This window comes from Priestia sp. TRM10, from assembly GCF_057808375.1.
Map to the genome: position 1 here is coordinate 57212 of NZ_JBJZOT010000015.1, position 22756 is coordinate 79967.

Annotated in this window: 21 protein-coding genes and 1 pseudogene; 7 read left to right on the top strand and 15 right to left on the bottom strand. The window is 34.5% G+C overall.

The features are described 5' to 3' along the window. Positions 1–361: 361 nt before the first annotated feature. Entirely contained in the window at positions 362–1387 is a 1026-nt protein-coding gene (locus tag ACK3CR_RS17130; protein WP_488975823.1) for a M14 family zinc carboxypeptidase, read from the bottom strand. A gap of 320 nt (positions 1388–1707) precedes the next feature. On the opposite strand from ACK3CR_RS17130, the gene ACK3CR_RS17135 reads away from it, so the two are divergent. Next, positions 1708–2148 (top strand): NucA/NucB deoxyribonuclease domain-containing protein, encoded by a 441-nt coding sequence (locus ACK3CR_RS17135; RefSeq protein ID WP_243519450.1) that lies wholly within the window; start codon positions 1708–1710, stop codon positions 2146–2148. Positions 2149–2180: 32 nt separating this feature from the next. Beyond that, positions 2181–2591, top strand: coding sequence for a competence protein ComJ (gene comJ, locus ACK3CR_RS17140; RefSeq protein WP_410915367.1), 411 nt, complete (start codon positions 2181–2183; stop codon positions 2589–2591). Between the two features lie 100 nt (positions 2592–2691). Here the strand turns inward: comJ and ACK3CR_RS17145 are convergent. The 4 genes and pseudogenes from ACK3CR_RS17145 to pfkA form a co-directional block, all read right to left on the bottom strand. Next, positions 2692–3461: pseudogene (locus ACK3CR_RS17145) on the bottom strand (SDR family NAD(P)-dependent oxidoreductase). A 76-nt stretch (positions 3462–3537) separates the two neighbouring features. Further along, positions 3538–3990, bottom strand: a complete 453-nt coding sequence (gene rpiB, locus ACK3CR_RS17150; RefSeq protein ID WP_243519444.1) for a ribose 5-phosphate isomerase B — start codon at positions 3988–3990, stop codon at positions 3538–3540. 49 nt (positions 3991–4039) lie between these two features. After that, complete coding sequence (locus tag ACK3CR_RS17155; protein WP_243519441.1) at positions 4040–4165, bottom strand: GapA-binding peptide SR1P; 126 nt, start codon at positions 4163–4165, stop codon at positions 4040–4042. Between the two features lie 218 nt (positions 4166–4383). Next, positions 4384–5367: a 6-phosphofructokinase gene (gene pfkA, locus ACK3CR_RS17160; RefSeq protein WP_488975824.1), complete on the bottom strand. Its 984-nt coding sequence runs from the start codon at positions 5365–5367 to the stop codon at positions 4384–4386. Positions 5368–5671: 304 nt separating this feature from the next. On the opposite strand from pfkA, the gene tpx reads away from it, so the two are divergent. Further along, positions 5672–6172 carry a thiol peroxidase gene (tpx, locus tag ACK3CR_RS17165; RefSeq protein WP_243519435.1) on the top strand — a complete coding sequence of 167 codons (501 nt, stop codon included), beginning with the start codon at positions 5672–5674 and terminating at the stop codon, positions 6170–6172. A gap of 434 nt (positions 6173–6606) precedes the next feature. On the opposite strand, the gene ACK3CR_RS17170 is transcribed toward tpx, so the two are convergent. From ACK3CR_RS17170 to ACK3CR_RS17190, 5 genes are all read right to left on the bottom strand, one after another. Then, on the bottom strand, positions 6607–7317 hold the full coding sequence (locus ACK3CR_RS17170; RefSeq protein WP_243519432.1) for a FadR/GntR family transcriptional regulator: 711 nt from the start codon (positions 7315–7317) through the stop codon (positions 6607–6609). Between the two features lie 354 nt (positions 7318–7671). Further along, on the bottom strand, positions 7672–9021 hold the full coding sequence (locus tag ACK3CR_RS17175; protein ID WP_243519430.1) for a gluconate:H+ symporter: 1350 nt from the start codon (positions 9019–9021) through the stop codon (positions 7672–7674). Between the two features lie 122 nt (positions 9022–9143). Further along, a complete protein-coding gene (locus ACK3CR_RS17180; RefSeq protein WP_243519428.1) occupies positions 9144–9902 on the bottom strand; it encodes an SDR family NAD(P)-dependent oxidoreductase in 759 nt (252 codons plus the stop codon). A gap of 48 nt (positions 9903–9950) precedes the next feature. Then, positions 9951–10898 carry a transketolase family protein gene (locus ACK3CR_RS17185; RefSeq protein ID WP_243519426.1) on the bottom strand — a complete coding sequence of 316 codons (948 nt, stop codon included), beginning with the start codon at positions 10896–10898 and terminating at the stop codon, positions 9951–9953. Continuing rightward, the gene (locus ACK3CR_RS17190) at positions 10898–11731 is read right to left on the bottom strand and encodes a transketolase (RefSeq protein WP_488975825.1); all 834 of its coding nucleotides are present in this window, start codon (positions 11729–11731) and stop codon (positions 10898–10900) included. The genes ACK3CR_RS17185 and ACK3CR_RS17190 overlap by 1 nt, the downstream gene beginning before the upstream one ends. A gap of 330 nt (positions 11732–12061) precedes the next feature. Between ACK3CR_RS17190 and ACK3CR_RS17195 the strand changes: the two genes are divergently transcribed. After that, entirely contained in the window at positions 12062–13498 is a 1437-nt protein-coding gene (locus ACK3CR_RS17195; RefSeq protein WP_488975826.1) for a glycoside hydrolase family 1 protein, read from the top strand. Positions 13499–13669: 171 nt separating this feature from the next. Here the strand turns inward: ACK3CR_RS17195 and ACK3CR_RS17200 are convergent, their stop codons facing one another. Continuing rightward, positions 13670–14086: a DUF1284 domain-containing protein gene (locus ACK3CR_RS17200; protein ID WP_243519420.1), complete on the bottom strand. Its 417-nt coding sequence runs from the start codon at positions 14084–14086 to the stop codon at positions 13670–13672. Between the two features lie 1027 nt (positions 14087–15113). Continuing rightward, a complete protein-coding gene (locus ACK3CR_RS17205; RefSeq protein ID WP_019392631.1) occupies positions 15114–15338 on the bottom strand; it encodes an alpha/beta-type small acid-soluble spore protein in 225 nt (74 codons plus the stop codon). 667 nt (positions 15339–16005) lie between these two features. On the opposite strand from ACK3CR_RS17205, the gene corA reads away from it, so the two are divergent. The 3 genes from corA (at position 16006) to ACK3CR_RS17220 (ending at position 18507) form a co-directional block, all read left to right on the top strand. After that, the gene (gene corA / locus ACK3CR_RS17210; RefSeq protein WP_328124630.1) at positions 16006–16962 is read left to right on the top strand and encodes a magnesium/cobalt transporter CorA; all 957 of its coding nucleotides are present in this window, start codon (positions 16006–16008) and stop codon (positions 16960–16962) included. A gap of 245 nt (positions 16963–17207) precedes the next feature. After that, positions 17208–17852 (top strand): phosphatase PAP2 family protein, encoded by a 645-nt coding sequence (locus tag ACK3CR_RS17215; RefSeq protein WP_243519414.1) that lies wholly within the window; start codon positions 17208–17210, stop codon positions 17850–17852. Between the two features lie 316 nt (positions 17853–18168). Then, complete coding sequence (locus ACK3CR_RS17220; RefSeq protein WP_328124632.1) at positions 18169–18507, top strand: hypothetical protein; 339 nt, start codon at positions 18169–18171, stop codon at positions 18505–18507. A 287-nt stretch (positions 18508–18794) separates the two neighbouring features. On the opposite strand, the gene ACK3CR_RS17225 is transcribed toward ACK3CR_RS17220, so the two are convergent. The 3 genes from ACK3CR_RS17225 to ACK3CR_RS17235 form a co-directional block, all read right to left on the bottom strand. Further along, positions 18795–19019: an alpha/beta-type small acid-soluble spore protein gene (locus ACK3CR_RS17225; RefSeq protein ID WP_243519408.1), complete on the bottom strand. Its 225-nt coding sequence runs from the start codon at positions 19017–19019 to the stop codon at positions 18795–18797. 281 nt (positions 19020–19300) lie between these two features. Beyond that, positions 19301–20338, bottom strand: a complete 1038-nt coding sequence (locus ACK3CR_RS17230) for an alpha/beta hydrolase (RefSeq protein WP_488975827.1) — start codon at positions 20336–20338, stop codon at positions 19301–19303. Between the two features lie 672 nt (positions 20339–21010). Then, complete coding sequence (locus ACK3CR_RS17235) at positions 21011–22690, bottom strand: alkaline phosphatase (protein WP_488975828.1); 1680 nt, start codon at positions 22688–22690, stop codon at positions 21011–21013. Positions 22691–22756 lie beyond the last annotated feature (66 nt).

The window sequence follows — 22756 nt, forward strand, 5'->3', positions numbered from 1 at the left end:
TTTAAAGTTCTTTTTAAAGTTCTTTTTAAAGTTCTTTTTATTTTTCTACAAATTCATAATCCGTCCATAAAAGTATAGCTAAAGAAATAGAAAAAGCGAAGTGATGATGTTAAACGTTTTTAATCAAACTTCATTTTAAAAACTAGGGGTAATTAAAGAATAATATTTTAGGGATACTAATAGACACAGAAGCATATTTGTTCAGAATGTGAAGATCTTTGGAGTTAATTCCATCTTAAAAAATGAAAAAGGTTAGGTGCCTAAAAGACGACCAACCTCTTTCATTGCCAATAATATATTCCACACATCAGTGGGGATTCTTTGGTTATTCACTTATCGCTGGGAAGAAAATGGGATGCAATTATTCACTTTCTTGAAGCTCCATCTCTACAGTATGTTGTTCCGGCAGGGAGTCCCAGATACTTGTATCAGCCGTTTCAATAGAACGGTCAGCTACCGCTTCAATGGCAGCCATCATCGCTACTTCCCCTTGTTTAATTAAATATTCCTTATCTTTTTGTTCTAAAATAGCAGATCTATTTGGCGAATCAGAAAGTCCTCTATTTTCAAAAAGAAGGGTTGGAATGTCATAACGCGCCGCAAAGTTATTTCTGGCAATGGAGGTCGACGTACTATCACTATGATAACGTGCTAAATTACTGTATTTCTTTGGCTCTATTGCTTTATACACAACAGATCCTAGTTTTTTTGAACTTTCGAGAACTTCATCGTTTACGCCGTCATTTGTCGGATAAAGTATTGCACCGGAAACAAGCTCTCCATCATCAGTAGCCCGATTCGCAATTTGATGATGAAAATCAATGGCATAATCAATGTCATACTGTTGAAGTACATTTTCGTGTAGTGCCTTTGTTTCTGGTTGGGATAATGAATTATGGGTCCGGTTTAAATTAATGCCATTAGCATTATTACGAGTCTGTAGCCCCCCTCTATACAAATGAGAACTATCCCAATCCACATCCCCTTCTGCACCATCAAGATTCAAGCGTGGTACAACGAGAATATTTACCTTATCAATTAAGCTTCTCACTTTCTTGCTATCGGTTGATAACTGACGAATCAATCTAATCGCAGATTCCGTTACTAATGGTTCATTACCATGCTGTTGGGTTAAAAATAATATTGTTGGTTTATTTGGGTCATCTAGATTATCCCCTATTTTCACAAGATGAAGTTTACGTCCCTTTACAGATTCGCCAATCTCTTCTACATTAACGTGTTCTGATTTTCGATCAACGTTCTCGAGAAATCTAAACATTTCGTCGTAGTTTGTTAAACTCTCAATTTTTAAAAGTTCAGGGTGTTGATTTACATCGGTCCTGTTACCAACAGCTTTAACAGAATCATAGAGTGACGGTACTACCAATAGAGATAAAGCTAATGCTGTAGCGGTTCCTGTTTTCACCATTTTTCTCATCATGTTTATCCCTCCATTTTTTAGAATACCTCTTTAATATTATTCAAAACTATAAATAGAATACCTCCCAATAATGTGAAAATCAGATAAATAACTGGTTTTATTTTTTCTTCCATTCATTTTTAGGGATAATGTGACTAAGCTCATTGATGAGTATTAGGGATTTTAATAAAATTCATTTTTTACAACCTTGTAATTGGAATTTAATATCCTTCCATTATATTAATAATTGATAATATTACTAAAACAATCAAATGGAGGGTTATTTTATGAAAAGCACCTTAAAAAAAGTGGCATTAAGTACTTTAGCTCTTGGATCTCTTGTTGTTGGATCTTTTGGAATCTCATTTTCAGAGAATGAACCTAAGGCTGTAGCCTACAGTTCGTATGATGAAGTGTTAAACTTTCCCACTGAACGCTATCCGTTAACTGCCGATCATATCAGTGATGCTATAGCTGCTGGTCACCCTTCAGTTTGTACAATCGATCGTGATGGTGCAGATGCTAATCGAAAAGAATCTTTAGCAGGAATCCCAACAAAATCAGGTTATGATCGTGATGAATGGCCAATGGCCGTATGTGAAGAAGGGGGTGCTGGTGCAAGTGTAAGATATGTGCCCTCCTCTGATAATCGTGGTTCAGGAGCATGGGTCGGCAATGCCATTGAAGATTTCCCAGATGGGACTCGTGTTAAATTTATTTTAAACTAAGATTTTACTATATTGAGAGGGAGTATTATACGTTGAGGAATTCATGGCCTATAGAGGAATTAACGGTTTCTTATTCACAGCTCGTGCTATGTCATAATGGAATAAAAAAACCTTATCTGGAATGGAAAGAAGTAGATCTTAAACGGGGATATATCAGCCAAAATGGGATACTTTCCATTGAAACATTGTCTAATACAACGTGTGAAGTGAGTGTTAGAGTTATCAATGAATATAAAACAACCAAAAAATCGGTCCGTTCCTTTTCACTCCCTTTTGAAGTGCTAGAAGATGGAATTATGATTTCAAGCGTCGGCCAAAAGGGACTATTTTTTGACATACCAAAAGGATCCTATTCTGTTCATTTTGATGCCCTTCCTCTTGAACCTTCAAATGCTGAAGAACTCTATCGTGTAAGGTATATTTTTCAATTTAAAAGAGTTTAAAAATAATTCATTCTTATGATGATATCGTTTGATTTTCTTGCCCGTTTCTCGAAACAATACAAGATTGAAATAAAAAAGAATCTATATAATAGGAGATAGATTAAACAGATGTGGCTCCTTGTCCGCCATCTATTCTATAATAAGATCCACTCGTAAATGATGCTTTTTCTGAAGATAAAAATACCATTAAATCTGCAATTTCTTCTGCAGTTGCGTATCGATTCATAGGGACTGATGCTTCAAATGCTTTTCTTGCTTCTTCTGCCTTTTCGCCCATAGCATTCTTCTCTATACTTCTCATCATTTCTGTATTTACCCCTGATGGAGCCACAGCGTTCACCCGAACTCCATATTCCGCCATTTCAAGTGCAGCTGTTTTATTTAATCCAATGACAGCATGTTTAGATGCCACATATGCGCTCATTCCTGGAGCCCCTAGTACCCCCCGTTAGAAGCTGTATTAACAACTGCACCACTCTTTTGTTCTTTCATCAATTGAAGGACATATTTTAAACCAAAGAATACACCCATTACATTAACTCCAAATACATTTTGGAAGTTTTCTTCTGTTTGCTCTGTTATATCTTTAAATTCTCCATTAATACCAGCATTATTGACAAAAACATCAATTTCCCCATAATAATCTTTCGTCTTTTGAACATATTCCTTCACTTCATCTTCAATTGAGACGTTAGCTGTAAGTAATAAAATGTCTCTTGCATCCACAGACTCAGCTGCCTTTTCTAGTGGCTCCCGCTCCAGGTCTACTAAAGCTAATTTTGCTCCTTCTTTTGCAAATGCTTTCGCAGCAGCAATACCAATGCCACCAGCTCCTCCAGTTATTAATACTACTTTGTCTTCAAATAACATATAAAAAAACCAGAAAAATTTAGATTTATTTCTGGTTTCAAAAGTATTTGTTTGTCGCTTTTTATTTATGAAACAATCATGCGTACAATTCTTTTTCTTCATATATCTTTACTTTATTAATACGTTTCTCATGTCTACCACCTTCAAAAGGTGTTGTTAGCCATACTTTTGCAATTTCACGTGCAAGTCCTGGACCGATAACACGTTCTCCCATTGATAATATATTTGAATCATTGTGTTCTCTTGTCGCTTTAGCACTAAATAGATCATGTACAAGGGCACACCGAATCCCCATTACTTTATTTGCTGCAATACTCATACCAATGCCAGTACCGCAAATTAAAATTCCACGATCTACTTCTCCTCTAGTCACTTTTTCTGCTACTGGAATTGCATAATCTGGATAATCAACTGACGTGTTACATTCACAGCCTAAATCCTCATATTCAATATTCATCTCTTTCATTAACGAGATAATTTCGTTCCGAATCGTAATACCACCATGATCTGATGCAATAGCTACCTTCATTTTCTTCCACTCCTATTCTTATATAACTGTTATAAAAGTTCATTTAACATTACTTTTCTAAAGTACTAGCACTCTTTTTTTTACAGCACTGACACGTAGTAAAAAAAACGCTTACTTTTTTGTCTTCAAAATGATCAACTATTGAATTACATTCTTGACAAATTAGTGTACCCATTTCTCATTCTCCTTTATATATATTAAACAACATGTATACTTGCCTGCTATGTTATGGTAAACGGATGCTATGTTTATTATATATTTGTACAAATATTATTAAATTAACTAAAACTCTTTTCTCGACATGGTGTGGCTTTTTTAGTTTTATTAGAAACTTTATGAGTAAGATTATAAGTGGGAACTAAGATTCATAATGAACTTTAGTTAGTTATTGAGTTATCTTAAAACTTGGTCCCCTTTGTTAAAGGTGCTAAATGTATCTAACAATCCAAATTTTTCATGATGATTAAACAGTATATTGTTTACATTTTCAAGCTCTATGCTTATTATTTTATTTTCTTTAATACCAACCGCAAGGCCGGAATATCCCTCAGTTAACAGTTCTACCGCTTTAACGCCCATCCTACTTGCTAATATCCTATCAAAAGCTGATGGACTTCCTCCCCTTTGTATAAAACCTAATACAGAAGTTCTTACACTAATCTGTAGCCTTTCCTCTATATACTTTTTTAGTTCTTCGATATCATACATCTTTTCCGTAATAATAATTAAGTTGTCCTGTTTGCCACTGCCCATCTTTGAATGTACTTGTGAACAAATCGTAGCAAAATCTAATTTTCTTTCTGGGATAGAGATAATTTCCCCTTCCCCAGCCAGCGCTGAATAAGTAGCTAAATCCCCACAATATCTTCCCATAACTTCGATAATTGTTGTTTTATCATGTGAAAAATCCGTATCTTTAATTTTACTAATAGAATCCAATATGGTATTTAAAGCTGTATCGAATCCTATTGAGTAATCTGTATAAGCAAAGTCGTTATCGATCGTTCCAGGTATACTTATCACATTAATACCTAGACGATGTAATTTTTCTGCTCCTTTAAAGGAACCGTCACCACCTATAACAACTAAAAAGGTTATGCCAAATTCCTCTAGTACTCTTACAGCCTTTTTTCTTCCTTCTTCCTCCATAAACTCTAGGCATCTAGACGTTTTTAATATAGTCCCCCCCTTATCTGCAATCCCATCAACATCAAAAGGAGTTAATCTATCAATATTTCTATCAATCAGGCCCTGGTACCCACCTTTTATTCCCATTGTCTCTATATTCTTATGTTGTGCAGCTATAACAACAGCTCGTATAGCAGCATTCATTCCTGGAGCATCTCCTCCACTTGTTAAGATACCAAGTTTATTCATGGCTGTTCCCTCACTTTCACGTTTCTAATAATTGAGACCTTTGTCTGTTAGGTGCTAATTCATACTAAGTTTATTTACTTCTATTTGATGATAGCGATTGCAACTTTTGGGTAGAAAATACACTTAATTATCAATTTGTATACTTGTCTACTAAGTTGACTTATATACATAGATTACTTATAATATGTGTAGATGTCAATAAATATAATTGATTCTATTTAAATTTATTATCTTTATTGTTCATCATTAAATTTGTTAGATTACTATATTTATAATCTACATAAATCCTAAGGAGGAATTTGAAATGGCATCGATTACATTCTTAAACAAACCTGTTACGTTATTAGGGAACGAGGTAAAAGTTGGGGATACAGCACCTGATTTCACTGTTCTCAATAATGAATTAACTCCAGTAACACTTGAAGATTCCAAAGGTAAAGTTCGCTTAATTTCAGTAGTGCCTTCTATCGACACAGGAGTTTGTGACGCTCAGACACGCCGTTTTAACGAAGAGGCTTCAACTATAAGCAATGCGGAAGTTTTAACAATTAGCGTTGATCTACCGTTTGCCCAGGAAAGATGGTGCGCTTCAAATGGACTTGAAAATGTACATACATTTTCCGACCATCGTACCCTTTCATTCGGTGAAGCGTATGGCGTCCATATTAAAGAATTACGTTTATTAGCACGTGCTGTATTTGTAATTGATTCTAATAATAAAGTCACATATGTTGAATATGTAAATGAAGCAACAAATCACCCTAACTATGAAGCAGCGATTGAAGCTGTAAAAGCAGCGCAATAAAAAGTAAAATGAAAAGTTTCTTTCCTCTCACATAGGAAGTCATACTTCCCTCCAAATATGTAAAAAGAGGTTGCCTAATGGGCAACCTCTCCTCAAGAAGTCATGTGCATGGATGCACGTATCACTCCTTCATTCTAAATAAAAAACTCTGAACTCAACTATCAATCATGAGCTAGACTCCTCTACTGTTTAGAGTATGAAGTCTCTGTTATTTTGACCTTCCTATGACTTTTGCTATAAATCATAAAAATCACACGATAATAGGACTGCCGATAAGCATCGCCAGCCTTTAAACTTTATAACAATGCTTTGATCAGAACAAGGTCTCCGCATTGGAATTAGTAAAGTATCTCAACTCTAAGGTCGTTAATGTATACTAAAATAACTAGACACATGTTAAAGGTTCATAAAATAATCAGAAGAATCTTAGAATGTTAAGCTTTCCAATATCGCTCGTACAAATTTTCCATATGGTTAGTCATCAGCTCTATTGCCTCTTTTTCATTATGATCCGCTATAGCTTTAATTAATAATTGATGTTCTTTGAAATTCACATCTCTATAGTCTGGTCGAGTAACAGTTCGATCTCGAATGAAGTGCCACATCTCTTGCTGCTTCATTGCTGTGCTAATAGCTGACATAAATTTGATAAATAAATCATTATGAGAAGCGATGGCAATTTGATTGTGTAATTTTTCATCTGTTTCAGGTACGTATACTCCAGATTTTGTTTCTTCTTCCATCTTATTTATAGTCTCTTGCAGTGCTTTAATATCGTCATCAGTAGCTCTTAATGCTGCAAACTTTACAATAAGAGGCTCAATATTCATTCTTGCCTCGACAATATCTTCTGGCGATACAGCTTCTAATATAATAGCTGAATGTTGGTCCTCGGAAGCTGATTGATGGCTTTTTACATAAACACCTTCCCCTTGACGTGAATAAATATAGCCGTTTAATTCTAAGGCACTTAAAGCCTGCCTAACTGGAGCACGACTAACCCCAAATTGCTCACATAGTTCTCTTTCAGCAGGAAGCTTATCTCCTACTTTAAATGCCCCTGATTGGATCTCTGAAAGAACTTGTTGATAAATTTGGATATATAATTTATTACTAGAAACTCGATTAAATCTAATATTAACCACTTCTCTCCATTATTTTTTATTCATTACACTCTAAAAGTAATCACCATATCGCACTCTCTTGCTTTAAGAGGGAAGAAAATACATTAAATCATCAATCAACAATCTCATTAAAGTTGTCTTCTTGTCTACTTAGTTAACTATATGTATATTATACAATTTTTTAGTAATTGTAAACTAGGGTTATAATAATTTTCTGCATTCAAGTTGATTTCTCTCCATTTTTAACACAAAGGAGTAAGTATACACACCACCTCTTGGAGTATTTATTATTGAATGACAGAGGGATGGGTCAATAACAATACTCCTTGTATTAAAAGAAAAGAAACCTATTGAATTTTATTCACTCTTTTATATTTAGAAAAATAAGTCTAGTAACATAATGAACCCTAATCCAACTACAGATATGATACTTGAAATAACACTGTAGGTTGCAAATGTTTCTTTCATGCTCATTCCCATATACTCTTTAACTATCCAAAATGCAGCGTCATTTACATGTGATGCCATACAACTACCAGCTCCAGTTGCAAGTGTCACTAGAACTAAGTTGACATCAGGTGTTTGACTAAGAATTGGAATAATTAACCCTGCTGTTGATAAGGTTGCAACAGTACCAGACCCTAAAGCAATACGTAATAGCGCTGCCACGGTCCAGGCAAGTAAGATGGGGGAAATCGAAGAGCCCTCAAATAGCTTAGCGATATAGGTTCCTACCCCTCCATCAATAAGAATTTCTTTAAACGCTCCACCCCCACCAATAATAAGAAGTAACATACCTAATGCATTTATAGATGCAGAACAAGAATTCATCATAGATCTTATCGGAATCTTTCTTGCGATACCCATAGTATAGACAGCTAATAATAGTGAAATCAAAATAGAGACTGAAGCGCTTCCAATAAAACGAATAAAAATGATTAAACCATTATCTGCAAATCCTACGGTTTCTTGAATCATTTCAACAACAGAACCTAATGTGATTAAAATCACAGGAAAAATTGCTGTAAATATACTGATTCCAAACCCCGGGGTTTTATCCAATGCAAACGTTTTTTGTGCACCTATTGATACAACTTCTCGGTTTGTATGGAACATACCTGGAGATAATTTTTCGATAACTCTTGGATACCATATACCAGCTATAATAACCGTTGGAATGGCAATAATAATACCTACAATTAGAACCTTCCCAATATCTGCTCCATATTCAGAAGCAACTGCTGTTGCGCCTGGGTGTGGGGGAAGAAAAGAATGCGTTACTAATAAAGTTGCACTCATAGGAAGTCCTAATTTGATAATTGATATGTTCAATTCTTTTGCAATGGTAAATACGATAGGAATTAAGAGGACAAAAGCAACTTCATAAAATAATGTGATGCCGATAATAAATGAAGCAAATACGACTGCCCACTGTATTTTTTTTTCACCAAATTTGTTAAGTAACGTCATGGCTATGCGGTGGGATCCACCTGCATCCGCAATTAATCTTCCAAGCATGGCACCAAGTCCAAAAATAAGACCTATATGGCCAAGTGTACCTCCTAAACCGCTTTCAATAGAAGTTGCGATTTCTTCTACTGGTATTCCTAACATTAAAGCTACAACAAACGATACAATAATTAATGAAACAAATGTGTTTAATCTCAACACCATTATCAAAATAAGTAGTAATATTACCCCAATAGCTGTAAACAATAATGGCATAGTAGTCCTCCAACATAATAATTTTAATTCTATAAAACAATGCACAGGATATTTTATTTACACAAATAAGATGAGTCCGACCCTTTGGTTTTGAGTCAGACTCAATCCATCTATCCTAGGTATTAATCCATATGTGATCCACCGTTGATATCAATTTCTTCACCCGTAATATAAGAAGCTTCTTCTGAAGCTAGGAAAGCAATAGTTGATGCAATTTCTTCCGTTTCCCCTGGTCTACCCATTGGTATTCCAGCAATAACATTATCAGCATCTTCTTTAGGAAGCGACTTCCAAATCTCAGTATTTACAAGTCCTGGAGCCACGCAATTCACTGTAATCCCTTCTCTTGCAACTTCACGAGCGAGGTTCTTAGAGAATCCTAAAACAGCAGCCTTAGATGCAGAATAGTGTGCTCCACCAAAGACTCCGCCTCCTCTTTTTGCAGATACAGAGGAAAGGCTTACAACCCTACCGAATTTTTGTTTTTTCATTGGTTCTAATACGGCTTGAGTACATAAGAATAATCCAAACATATTTACGTTAAAGACTTTAGCCATATCTTCAACTGTCATATCTTCAACTGTCACTTTTTGTGAAATCCCTGCATTATTAACAAGGATATCAATACGTCCATATTCATTTAAAACGGTTTCAACCATAGTGTCAACTGATTCTTTGCTTGTTACATTTAGTTCTACGCCTAATGCTTTTCCACCCTCATTTTGAATTGTTTGAACAGTATCTTGAATTCCATCGGCGTTTAAATCAGCTACTACAACAGATGCTCCTTGTTTTGCTAGTGTTAAGGCAATTGTACGTCCAATCCCTTTTTTTGATCCACTTCCTGTAACGATTGCTACTCTATCTTTTAATTCAAACATATCTTTATTCGCTCCTCAGGTTAAAATTTCTAAGATTATTTTCGTTTTTTAAAGCATTTCATTTGCAGTACGAACAATATTTTCAACAGTAATTCCGTTAAGTTCCAACAGTTTTTCATATGGAGCAGATTGACCGAACTGATCTTGAACGCCAATTCTCTTTACCTTACCTTTGCCTTCCTCAGCAACTACCTCAGATACAGCGCTTCCAAGTCCATTTAAAATGTTGTGGTCTTCCACTGTAATAATTCGTCCTAACTCTAAACATTCTACTACAGCCTCTCTATCAATTGGCTTAATTGTATGCATATCTAGTAGTTTTACAGAAACACCTTGTTTTTCTAATTCCTTTGTTGCTTCTAAAGCAAGATGCACAGTATCCCCATTTGCAATAATGGCTATATCTTTTCCATCCTTTAATTGTTTTGCTTTACCAATTGTAAACTCTTCCGTTTCATCGTAAAGCATTGGAACTTTATCCCGTGTGAATCGTAAATATACAGGTCCGTTTATCTTTGCAGCCTGCTCTACTAATTTTCTAGTAGATTGATAGTCAGCTCCCATAATAACTGTCATATTTGGGAAACTTCTTAAAACGCCCATATCTTCAATGGCTTGGTGACTTCCTCCATCATTAGCAGGAGTTAATCCTCCATGGGAACAAGCAATCTTAACGTTCAAGTTTGGATAACAAACTTCTTGTCTAATTTGTTCAGCCATTCTTAATGAACCAAATACAGCGTAAGTGCTTACAAAAGGAATCTTACCAGTGGTTGCAAGCCCTGCAGCTAAACCTGCAGCATTTTGCTCGGCAATTCCAACATTAATATGTTGATGGGGTAATTCCTTTATAAAAGTGCTTGTTTTACATGATTTTGCAATATCAACATCAATTACATAAATGTCCTTGTTTTCTTTACCTAATCTTACGATTTCATCACCAAAGGCTTCTCTTGTAGCTTTTTTTGTTGTTAGAGTTTTTTCCATGATACTCATTATTTTAAACCTCCTGCAAGTTCTTCCATAGCTTGTTGATACTCCTCATCGTTAGGAGCAACCCCATGCCATTCAGCGATATCCTCCATATAAGAAACGCCTTTTCCTTTCACAGTATCAAGTACAATACATTTCGGCTTTCCATTTTTTAATTCTCTAATTTCATCTAATGTTTCAACAATGTCCTCCATTGAATGTCCATTAATTCTCTTGGTTTCAAAACCAAAGGCTCCAAATTTCTTCTCTACGTCTTGAAGTGGCATAATTTCGTCACAGAAGCCATCAATTTGAAGACGGTTATTGTCTACAAAAACAACTAAATTATCCAATTGATACTTTACTGCAGTCTGAGCAGCTTCCCAAATTTGTCCTTCTTGACATTCTCCATCCCCTACTAATGAGAACACACGGTAATCCTTCTCATCTCTTTTACCTGCGATTGCCATACCTACACCACATGATAACCCTTGTCCTAGAGAACCTGTTGAAATGTCAATTCCCGGACACTTTTTCATATCTGGATGTCCTTGGAAAGGAGAACCATATTCTCTTAGTGTATAAATCGTTTCATATGGGACATATCCTAATAGAGCTAATGCAGAATATTGGATTGGACAAACATGACCTTTTGAAAGAACAAATCTATCTCGATCTTCATAGTTAGGATTTTCAGGGTCAATGTTCATCTCTTTAAAATATAGCGCTGTCATAATATCAGCTGCAGAGAGTGAACCTCCTGGATGACCAGATTGTGCTTTGTGAATCATTGTTAAAGCAGTTTGTCTCATTTCAATTGCTTTTTCTTTTAATTCCTCAATACTTATGTTTTTCATTTCTGTCACCTCAATTAAGACTTATAAAAAGCGAATGATTTGTAGACTTATATACTTGTCTACTAAGTTGTTCCATGACCATAGTATACACTCCTTATTTCAACTTGTCTACTAAGTATATAAGTTTTTTTATAAATTTTATGAATATTTTATTTATAGGAAAAGAAGGATTCCCTATATTTTTTCTCTTTTTTTCTTCCAATAGAAATAGAGTTAACTTTAGAATCTAATTTTTTATAGTCTTCATCTTGATTTTTAGAGTAATGAATTTAATAAATTTACACAAAAACCAAATAATAAGGATGGAATATACTTGTGGAGGTAATTAACATGAAAAAATATCGGTTCCCTGAAGGATTTTTATGGGGTGGAGCAACTGCAGCTAATCAAATAGAAGGCGGGTATAATGAAGGAAATAAAGGACTCAATATTGCCGATGTTCTTCCAGGTGGAAAAGAACGCTATAAAATATTAATGAATCCAGGTTTCGATTTTGAAATCCATCGTGATCAATATTACTATCCAAATCATGAAGCGATTGATTTTTATCATCGGTATAAAGAGGATATTGGGTTGTTCGCGGAAATGGGTTTCAAGTCATTCCGTATGTCGATTGCCTGGACACGAATTTTTTCGCATGGTGATGAACTAGAGGCTAATGAAGAAGGATTAGCTTTTTATGATCGTATTTTCGACGAGTTACATAAACATGGGATTGAACCAGTCGTAACGATTTCTCATTATGAAATGCCACTTCATTTAGTAAAAGAATATGGAGGGTGGAGAAACCGTCAAGTAGTAACGTTCTTTGAAAGATATGTAAAAGTAATTTTCAATCGTTATAAAAATAAAGTAAAGTATTGGATGACGTTTAATGAAATCAATAGTGGCTTGGTTATGCCGATTCAAGGTCTTGGCTTTTCAATTGAAAAAGAAGAGGACAAATACCAGCCTACCTTCCAAGCATATCATCATCAATTTGTTGCAAGCGCTATTGCGGTCAAAGCGTGTCATGAGATTATTCCTAACTCAAAAATAGGCTGTATGATTCTCTTTGCACCTGTATATGCCTTTGATTGTAATCCAGAAAATGTGATGTATGCCCTTCAAGAGGAACAGCTTTTCAATTACTATTGTGCAGATGTTCAAGTACGGGGAGAGTATCCACCTTTCATGAAGAGATACTTTAAGGAACATAATATTGAATTGGAACTGCACGATGGTGATTTGGATATAATAAAGGAAGGCACTGTTGATTATATTGGCTTCAGCTACTATATGTCACGTACTGAGAAGAAAATGAAAACAGATGAGGAAGCTTCACAAGGGAATATTATTGGCGGCATAAGAAATCCGTTCTTAAAAGCAAGTGACTGGGGATGGGAAATTGACCCAGAAGGATTACGCATTAGCTTAAACAAATTATATGATCGCTATAAAAAGCCCCTATTTGTTGTAGAAAATGGGTTAGGAGCCTATGACAATATAGAAGAAGACGGCACGATAAATGATCATTATCGAATTGACTATCTTCGTGAGCATATAAAAGCAATGGGAGAAGCTATCGAAGATGGAGTTGAATTAATGGGTTATACGAGCTGGGGCTGTATTGATATGGTCAGTATGTCCACAGGTGAGTTCTCGAAACGCTATGGTTTTATTTATGTTGATAAACATGACGACGGCAGCGGGACGTTAGAACGGAAAAAGAAAAAGTCCTTTTTCTGGTATAAAGATGTTATTACAACTAATGGGGACAAGCTATAAATATCAGTTGACTTTATTATTCAGGGCTACTACGGTAGCTCTTTTTGAATTAGAAAAAAAGATGATAAGAAATGTACTTAATGATTTGTTTTTCCCCATATAAAATGCTATTGCAAGCTTTTAATAAATGTTTCTCCCCCAAAAACAAAAAATCCTCTATAAAAGAAGGGCTTATTTAACTTCCCTTAAGCCCTTCCCTTCAAGCATTTCTTGAATGCCTTGTTCACAAACCCCATAAGAACGCCAAGAGCAGTTTTTACAGATGTCTTGAATATCGAAGGGATTGACATGCTTTCGAATACGGGATTCAATATCCTCCCATTTCAAAATTCGTCCGATTTCAAGCTTCATCTTCTTTAAAACTTCAGCATCTCTTTTGTAGATGGTTTCATTTTGACAATGATATTCACCTGAGTTAGGATATTTCTCACACAAGTGATCAGGACCCATTACAAGCTTAATCCTTGTCTGAGGTTGATCTCTTAAGCTTTGATGCAACTTTGTCATATTTTCTACATATTCTGGAGAATAACCCATTCCCCGATAGCCAAGAAGACAAAAAAGATGATGGCCTCGCAGTTTATACATACTTCACCCCACTTCAACAGAATCTATCACTCTTATGTTAACATAAAAATATTATTAGTTAACTTTTATGTTCATTATAGTATATTTGGAAGCTGACTAAAAAATGAATCCACTTCAAACTTCTTATACATGGAGATTAGATATTACATGTATGAAGATCAATTATTCTATATCTAATTAAGAGAAAACGAGATGGGAATGGCTTAATAGAAAATCTAGATCCTAACAAAATATAATATATACTTCAGTACTACTTCTTATCTTGTCTATAAATATTGCTTGTATATTTTGAATCCTCTAGATTTTTATTTCTTATAGAACAAATTATGTTAAGGGAAAAGTAGATACTTTTTATGATGAAGTTAATTTAGGAGAGATAACCAAATAGGTAAGCAGGAATTGAGGAATTTTTTCATAAAAAAAACCGATTCTCATTTTTATCTTTGGGAATCGGTTTGTGGATCAGTTTGACATTCAATATAGATTTTCAATTAAAATCCTCCTTACTTTACTTTTGTTTTTAAAATTGCATTTCCGTAATTATCCATTGATTTACCATATACTTCTCTTACGTTAGAAACTAATTCAACTATTTTTTTCATTTTATTTTCCTCCCTTATGATTTGTTGTTCTCATTATGTCATGTTGGTCTTATTTAGGCAAAGTCGCTGAAAACGGAAACATTATACATGAAAACGGAAACAATGCCTCTAAAAATATATAAAATATCAAATTTTCTTAATATTACTTCTCTTTTCTCTTTTTTTCATAGTTTTTCAATTTAATTTAAAAATTAAAATGGAGCCCTTGGAGTTTTGTTTCTCTCTCAGTATATATTTTCTTTGTTTATATTGATCCCCTATCAGAAAAACAAGGCTCAAGTCCGCTACTACTTTAAAGATTTATTTCTTATAATCCGTATTATGCAAATTAGTTTTGTGTATACGATTTAGAAAACTTCATATAATTGAAGGCTACCTCCATAAATAGGTAGCCCAAGCTATAATAGCTATTAAATTTTGAAAGATTAATGACGTACGTTAGTTGTTCCAGCTTGACCTGATAATTGAGATTGAGCTGTAGCAACAAGACGTTTCGTAATTTCTCCTCCTACAGAACCGTTAGCGCGAGCTGTTTGGTCAGCTCCTAATTGAACACCAAACTCAGAAGCGATCTCATATTTCATTTGTTCAATTGCAGATTCCGCACCTTGTACTACTAATTGGTTACGACCACTATTACGATTTGCCATATCTGTCACCTCCTCACTCTTGTATACTCTTAAGATTCCATTCTTTCCTTGATACATACTAGGTAAATTTTAGGTGAATATAACCAGAAAATTCATACATAATAAGCTATGTTGGGAAGAAGAACGTGACATAAAACTCTTCCTCTCATCTCCTTGTATATGTAAGTCTCATATCCGACATTAGGTTTGCCATGTGCGAAAGAGAAAAGGGATGTTGACCGTTTAGTCACACCCCTTTTTTCATTTCACTAAGTTTCTTCTTATTACATACCGTTTTCAAATGTATGAAGAGCTTCCCCCTGTCTTTAATGCCTATCGAGTGATTCTCTTTTACTCTGCCCCGAATCCCTTTCATAATCATGAGCCCTACTTCTCTACATTTTGTTTTATATAAAATATTCCTATTATTTTGAACCACTCCCCCCCAAAATCATGTTTTTCAACAACTATGTAATCAATTATAAGCCTTCTTTAATCTCTCTAATTTTTCAATAAGGAAAAATTAGCATTATTATGCTCATTTTAAGGAAAGGAATAATATCCAATATTTGGAGCAAACTACTTAAGGTAATATGAGATTTCCAGTCACCTTAAATCTTAGCTTGTTCTAAACAGAAAAAGATATTTAAAGCTGCGGGAATATTGTGGGTTATAGGGAGAATTATCTATGATAAATTTTATTGCTATTACTAATGAGAATAATTTAGAAACAAATATTAATTTGTATCATGCAGATTTATCAAAGTATAAATGGTTCTGGGTAGATTTTAACGAACCTACCGATGAAGAGATAAAACATTTAGCGTACACTTTTCAATTCCATCCACTTGCTATTGAAGATTGTGTTCAGAGGCTTCAACGTCCTAAATTGGACTACTACGATGACTACACTTTTTATGTTACACATATTATTCGAGAAGTAGAAAAAGAAATTTATAAAGAAGAATTGGATTTCTTCGTCGGTGAAAAGTTTATTGTTACCTTTCATCGTATGCCATCAAAGGAGGTTACCCAAGTATGGGACAGGCTTTCAGTACAAAAAAATACTGAAAAGTGGGATACCTTTTATGTGTTTTATCAAATTCTGGACAAAATTGTAGACAACTACTTTCCCCTAATCTATAAAATTGAAGATGAATTAAATAAAATTGAACATAACACAACAAAGAAATCGATGACTGATTTGATGAATGAGTTATTCGATACAAGATCTATGCTATTAAATCTAAGACATACGGTTAATCCTATGCGAGACTTACTTTATCGTATGTTAAACTCTCATCATTTGAGTGGGATTAGAGAAAAAAGGGAATATTTCTCTGATATATATGACCACCTTTTGAAACTATCGGAAATGGTTATGTCCAATAGAGAGGTAACAGCTGATATAAGAGATAGCTACCTTTCACTGAATTCACATCAAACAAATAATGTAATGAAAGTTCTTACAATCATTACCTCTATTTTTGCCCCTTTGACGTTTATTGCGGGGATATATGGAATGAATTTTGAAAATATGCCTGAATTAACTTGGAAATATGGATATTTTCTTTCTCTTGGATTCATGGGGGTTATTGGAGTATTAATGTATCTTTGGTTTAAAAGAAAGGGTTGGTTTAAATAACTCTTGATATTCTCCTTTTCCTAAGGGGAACCTCTAGTGACTAACCTAATCACTATAATCTTAATTCGGGGAAGTAGAGAAGGCGCAAACCTGTTGAACGATAAGGGGTTTGTGTCTTTTCGTTATGCAGAATTTTACACATCATTCATAAGACTCTCTAGATTCCTCTAATAAACAACAGATCTGTATGTTGGTTAAATATTCGGGAAGAATATTATTACTTACATAGATTTGAGGATTCTAACATGGAGATTTTAGTTAAATTAAGAGCATACATTATTACTGGTTTATTATTGATCATTAGCTTTGTTTTCACTACTGTTTTAGTTAAAATGGGGAAGTTTAGTGAATTTGACAAATGGTTATCATCAATTATTCATAATAATCGATCTTCTTTTTTAACCAATATAATGAAAGGTCTTGACTTCATCGGCTCAAGCTATTTTGCTATTGGGATTTCTCTTGTCATTCTATTTTATCTTTATTTTGTAATTAAATGTCGTTTTGCTTCTATTTTGTTTATTATTACAATGCTAGGAGAGCGACTACTTGGGGAAGGACTAAAATATTTACTTAGCCGTTCACGACCAGATGGACCACATTTAGTAGAGATTGATGGTCATAGCTTTCCAAGTCAACACGCTATGAATACCTTTGTTCTTTACGGTATACTTTTATTTTTATTATGGACTCATTTAAATCATTATAAAATAAAGGTTCTATTATCTTTACTGATTGTAACTATAATCTTAGCAATGGGAGTAAGTCGTATTTATCTAGGGGTACATTATCCAAGTGACATTTTTGGTGGATACCTTATTAGTGGATTTTGGCTTACAGTTGTCATACTGTATGCAAGGTATCGTAAAGAAAAGAACAAAAAGACCTAACTAATTTTTAGTCTAAGACGTGCAGTATCCCAGTTATTGCAACGACCTGAGATTTTAACAGATAAATGTGCATACTCTGAAACCGTATTTAAGTCTATATTTGCATAGTTCTGAAATCTCCATCTCTAACTGCGTACTGACTAATTCATAGTATAAAAGGCTAAATAAAGAAGTCCTATTTACGAAAATAGGACTTCTTTTTTATATAAAATGATTTGTTTGTTATTTCAAACAAGATTCATGTGAATAAAAAAAAGTAAAATACAAAAAATATGAAAGAATTTTAAATCATAGTTAAGAAAGGAGTAGTGCCCAAATGAAGGAATGGTTATTAAAATCATTAGGAGGATTATTTGCTATTACGCTTATTACAGGTTGTACAGCAAATGATAATCAAGATTCGCCTCAAGAAGATGAGCAACAAAATGAAGAACAAGCTCCAAATGACGAAGGTGGAAATGATACAAACAATGATAATAATGGCGATGCAGATGATGTGAATTACGAAAATAATGGGGATAGAAATGAGAATGCTCCTGGTGTCGATGAAAATGATACCCTAAACAAAGATGATGAAAAAGACCAAAATCCAGATCCAGAAGATCAAATAGAAGATCAGGAAGATAGACAAGATAAAGATAATAGAGATGATTAATTAAAGGGGGTGGTTCTCTTCAACGGAACCTTCCCCTTTTCCTTTTTGCTAAGAAAGAAGCTCTTCTATCAATAATCTACTATTCCTATTTTATCATTTGTTTTAGAAAACCCAATTACTCTCCGTACCTCTTAAGGAAAACAGCTTTCAATCTTTAGATAAAATGAACCTAAAATCTTAGCATAATAACATTGGGGCTGATAAAAAGTGATTTAAAATATAAAATTGAAGGCTACCTACAGATGTAAGTAGCCTAAGCCATGATAGCTATAGAGTTTTTTGAACAATTAACGAGATACGTTACTTGTTCCAACTTGGCCTGATAATTGCGATTGAGCTGTAGCAACAAGACGTTTCGTAATTTCGCCTCCTACTGAACCGTTAGCACGAGCTGTTTGGTCAGCTCCTAGTTGAACACCAAATTTAGAAGCGATTTCATATTTCATTTGCTCAAGTGCTAGTTCAGCACCTTGTACTAATAATTGATTACGACCACCACTACGATTTGACATGCTTGCCACCTCCTTGCCCTTGGATAATCTTAGAATTCCTTTCTTTACTTAAGACATACTAGGTAAAATTTAGGTAGGTATAACCAAGAAAGTCATACATAATAAGATGTGTTGAAAAGAAGAACGTTACATAGCACTCTTCCTCTCATCTCCTTGTATAAATAACATATAAACTAGGTTTGCCATGTGTAAATAAAAAAACGACTTAAAATAAATTTGTAAAATTATAAGACCTAAAAAGACCATATCCAATTTGGATAATGGTCTTTTGGTTTTTCATTTTATTCGTGCTTTAGAAATGTATCGCACATCCACTTATAAAACTTTTCCTTCTCTTCAAATTGCGGATAGTGTGCGGAGTGATTAAAAGCAATAAACTCTTTGTTATCAACTTCAAGTTTATCAAAATAATCTTTTGCAGCATGAGACGAAGTCATATAGTCATACTTTCCCATCACGAAATAGCACGGTAGTTTAAGTTCTGTGATCTTAGTAGGCAATGGCTTTTTTAAGACTTCCTTTAATAAAGTTTCTTGAGAATAGGATATCCCGTAGTTGTAGCCGATCACGTCTAATAAGTTATACTCACTGCTCAACAACATACCTAGATTATCACCATCTGGACTATCAATTCCTCTTGCTCCCCCACCATATTTGAGTACCAAATTTCTTGGGGTAAACGTCTCACCTTTTATGATTTTTTCCCTCACCCCTTGTAAAGCTGAAATATCATCTGTATTTCCAGCCTTTTTTGCCTTATTCATAACGTAGTTTAAACTGTCAAGCTCACTTTGGACTGTATCACTCATCTGGCCAATCCCAACATATGCTTCATACTTTTGAGGTGCTTTATAGGCAGCCTGCATGCCTATATATGTACCATAAGAATGACCAACAAGGATTACTTTTTCTTTGCCAAGACGTTCTGATATATAATCGGTTATCGCCAATAAGTCCTCGACTAGTAAGTCTGATGAAAGATTAGAATAGTCCTCAAAAAAATGATAGGATTTCCCACTTGCTCTTTGATCATAATTTGCAACTGTAAAGTTCTTTTCTAATAAGTCTTGATATTTCTTCGCATACGGGATTTCCGAACTTCCAGGTCCTCCATGAACAAAAATAATAATAGGATTGTTTTTATCGTGACCCCGTATCATAATTTCATGACTACTTCCATTTATCTCCACTTGTTCTAATGTATTTATACTATTATTTCCTTTTACATGGGCAGTCCAGGTGGAAAAAAAGAGAGCGATAAGGAGTAATAATACAAAACTTAATCCTGTCCATTTCAGTAATCTTTTTATCTTTTTCATCTTATTATTTTAATTCCTCTCTGTTTAATATCATTCGGATAGACAACAATTTAAAATTTGTATAATAAGTTTTATTTCTCTCCTTCCATTTAGCTACTTATATACAAATGGTTACTAACTAACAATGATATATCGTGAAAGAATAGTGCATGATCTAACATACTAAACAACTTACTTTTGGAATAAACAAGCATTTATTAGATGATGTACATTTATTATATATGGTTCATGATGGAAAATTGACCACTTCTATACTTATAAAAAAGTAAGACTGGAGTCGTAACTCACCTGTGTAATCAGGATTTTTAATAATACGGATATATGATGTGAATTCTTTATTAAGTTAAGATCTAAGCATTCTCTATCTCTTCATATATTCTTTAAAAGGATTTAGATTAGGAAGATTTGAAAGATTTCTCTTTAACTTTTGACTTATTTCCTCCTACGTATGAGTTAGTTGTTTTTTCAATACAATGAAAATGACCGTGAAAGTAGACCTCAAGAAAAATAAAAATCCCAAATTCATTACTCCCCAACAAGTTTAAGGCTTTTATGATTTTCTAGAATCACATGATGTGAACTAAATATGTATAGATCAAGAAATAAAAAGAACTGCGCCTCAACTTTAATTAAAGTTGAGGCGCAGTTCTTTCGTTCGTTTAACTTAATAACTTAGCGAGCATGTTTTTTAAATAAATTCACTGCTTCTTCAGGTACATAGAATTTACCATTGCTCTCTACAATAATACTGTCTAAATTATATTCTTTTCCTTTTATACGGATAATATCTTTGTTAACAGGTAGTTCAGCCCTTAAGTTTTTACGTGTAACCACAAGTACTGGATTGGCTTCATCTGTCTTATCAACCTTTACTGTCGCCTTAACTTTTTTAAAGGCTGATTCAGCATCTAGAAATAACTCATCTGTTAATTCTTCTAAGTCAAAGCCCATCGCTTTTGACACTGTTTTAGCAATGTCTGTGTTATCAATTAAACCAGATGGTTTTTGCGGACCATAGGCATATAAGAAAACATCTTCACCTGTATGGCCTCCAGTTGTAAAACCGAGGTTCGCGCGATTTGCTAATAGTTTAGATAAGATTGGTCCTACCTCTTCTTTTGTTTTTGCCGCTTTTAGTTTTTCTTTTTCATCAGTGGTTAAATTTTCTAAACCATAAAGTGCTGCAACTTCTTCTAAATTAGATAAATCATCTTTTAGCTTGCTTGTTGCCCCTTCAATCGTCATTTTTGCTTTTTTCAGCGGCTCAATATATTTAGAGACAGGTGTTGTATCATACCCTTTTGTAGTATTGCTGTTACCGATTGAAATACCACTGTTCCCGTGGTCAGTTACAGCAATCACCATTGTATTTCCATCTTTTTTAGCAAACTCTACTGCTTCTGCAACAGCTGCATCAAAGGCTAACACGTCACTAATCATTCCGATTGGATCGTTCGCATGTGCTGCCCAGTCCGGCTTACTTCCCTCTACAAATAAAGAGAAACCATCTTTATCTTTCGAAAGCGTTTCAATTGATTTACTTGTCATTTCAGCAAGTGCTGGCTGTTCAGGGTTTGTTTCCTCACGATCCATATCATAAGCTAGAGCACTATTAGAAAATGAACCCCAAATTTTATTTGATTTTGAATTTAATAGTTCATCTTTTGTTTCAACAAAATCATAGTCTTTTTCTTGAATAACTTTTATTAAGTCCTCATTGTCCTTACGGCTCTTTTTCCCTGTACCAGGCTGAAGAGCTTCCTTTCCGCCTCCAAGAACAACCTCCATATCTTGGTAAACCTGTTGTTCACCAAGCACCTCAAAGTTATCACGATCAGCGTGATGAGCTGAGAAAGCAGCTGGTGTAGCATGCTGAATTTCAGAAGTCGCAATAATACCAGTTGCACGTCCAGTGCGCTCCGCCCCTTCCATTATATTTGCTACCGGACGAAATTTGTCTTCTTCACTAATTTGTTCTAAACCAGGTGATGTAACGAGTGAAGGCAACACCCCAACATAGCCAGAATTGGATTTGTTTCCTGTTGCTAGTGCTGTTCCAGCAGGAGCCGAGTCTGTAATTGCAGATTCAGCAGAATATGTACGGACTCCCCCTGTCATGATTTCATCCATTGCAAGAGGCTCACCTTTGTACCAACGTGCTAATGTTGTTGCTGTAGAGCTTGTCCCGTCCATGACCATCATAATTACGTTTTCAGGCTGCTTCCCCTTTTGCTTTGATTCACTTTTTGCCTGTGCAGGATGATCCATTATGCTATTACCTACAACTAATGAACCTACTGCTACTGTTCCTGCTATTGTTAGTCCAATCATCTTTTTACGAAGCTTGACCATTGTTCTTCCCCCCACAAAATTTTTTATAACTGATATAAAACTATCATTTTTATGTAAGCCAGATTT

Bases quoted from the DNA above. Each gene is read 5' to 3' on its own strand.
- pfkA (WP_488975824.1), bottom strand. From the start codon at position 5,367: ATGAATAAACTTGGTATCTTAACAAGTGGAGGAGATGCTCCAGGAATG.
- corA (WP_328124630.1), top strand. From the start codon at position 16,006: ATGATAAATTTTATTGCTATTACTAATGAGAATAATTTAGAAACAAAT.
- rpiB (WP_243519444.1), bottom strand. From the start codon at position 3,990: ATGAAGGTAGCTATTGCATCAGATCATGGTGGTATTACGATTCGGAAC.
- ACK3CR_RS17155 (WP_243519441.1), bottom strand. From the start codon at position 4,165: ATGGGTACACTAATTTGTCAAGAATGTAATTCAATAGTTGATCATTTT.
- ACK3CR_RS17195 (WP_488975826.1), top strand. From the start codon at position 12,062: ATGAAAAAATATCGGTTCCCTGAAGGATTTTTATGGGGTGGAGCAACT.
- ACK3CR_RS17205 (WP_019392631.1), bottom strand. From the start codon at position 15,338: ATGGCAAATCGTAATAGTGGTCGTAACCAATTAGTAGTACAAGGTGCG.
- ACK3CR_RS17225 (WP_243519408.1), bottom strand. From the start codon at position 19,019: ATGTCAAATCGTAGTGGTGGTCGTAATCAATTATTAGTACAAGGTGCT.
- tpx (WP_243519435.1), top strand. From the start codon at position 5,672: ATGGCATCGATTACATTCTTAAACAAACCTGTTACGTTATTAGGGAAC.
- ACK3CR_RS17190 (WP_488975825.1), bottom strand. From the start codon at position 11,731: ATGAAAAACATAAGTATTGAGGAATTAAAAGAAAAAGCAATTGAAATG.
- ACK3CR_RS17175 (WP_243519430.1), bottom strand. From the start codon at position 9,021: ATGCCATTATTGTTTACAGCTATTGGGGTAATATTACTACTTATTTTG.
- ACK3CR_RS17200 (WP_243519420.1), bottom strand. From the start codon at position 14,086: ATGTATAAACTGCGAGGCCATCATCTTTTTTGTCTTCTTGGCTATCGG.
- ACK3CR_RS17230 (WP_488975827.1), bottom strand. From the start codon at position 20,338: ATGAAAAAGATAAAAAGATTACTGAAATGGACAGGATTAAGTTTTGTA.
- ACK3CR_RS17180 (WP_243519428.1), bottom strand. From the start codon at position 9,902: ATGTTTGAATTAAAAGATAGAGTAGCAATCGTTACAGGAAGTGGATCA.
- ACK3CR_RS17235 (WP_488975828.1), bottom strand. From the start codon at position 22,690: ATGGTCAAGCTTCGTAAAAAGATGATTGGACTAACAATAGCAGGAACA.
- ACK3CR_RS17135 (WP_243519450.1), top strand. From the start codon at position 1,708: ATGAAAAGCACCTTAAAAAAAGTGGCATTAAGTACTTTAGCTCTTGGA.
- ACK3CR_RS17220 (WP_328124632.1), top strand. From the start codon at position 18,169: ATGAAGGAATGGTTATTAAAATCATTAGGAGGATTATTTGCTATTACG.
- ACK3CR_RS17215 (WP_243519414.1), top strand. From the start codon at position 17,208: ATGGAGATTTTAGTTAAATTAAGAGCATACATTATTACTGGTTTATTA.
- ACK3CR_RS17185 (WP_243519426.1), bottom strand. From the start codon at position 10,898: ATGAGTATCATGGAAAAAACTCTAACAACAAAAAAAGCTACAAGAGAA.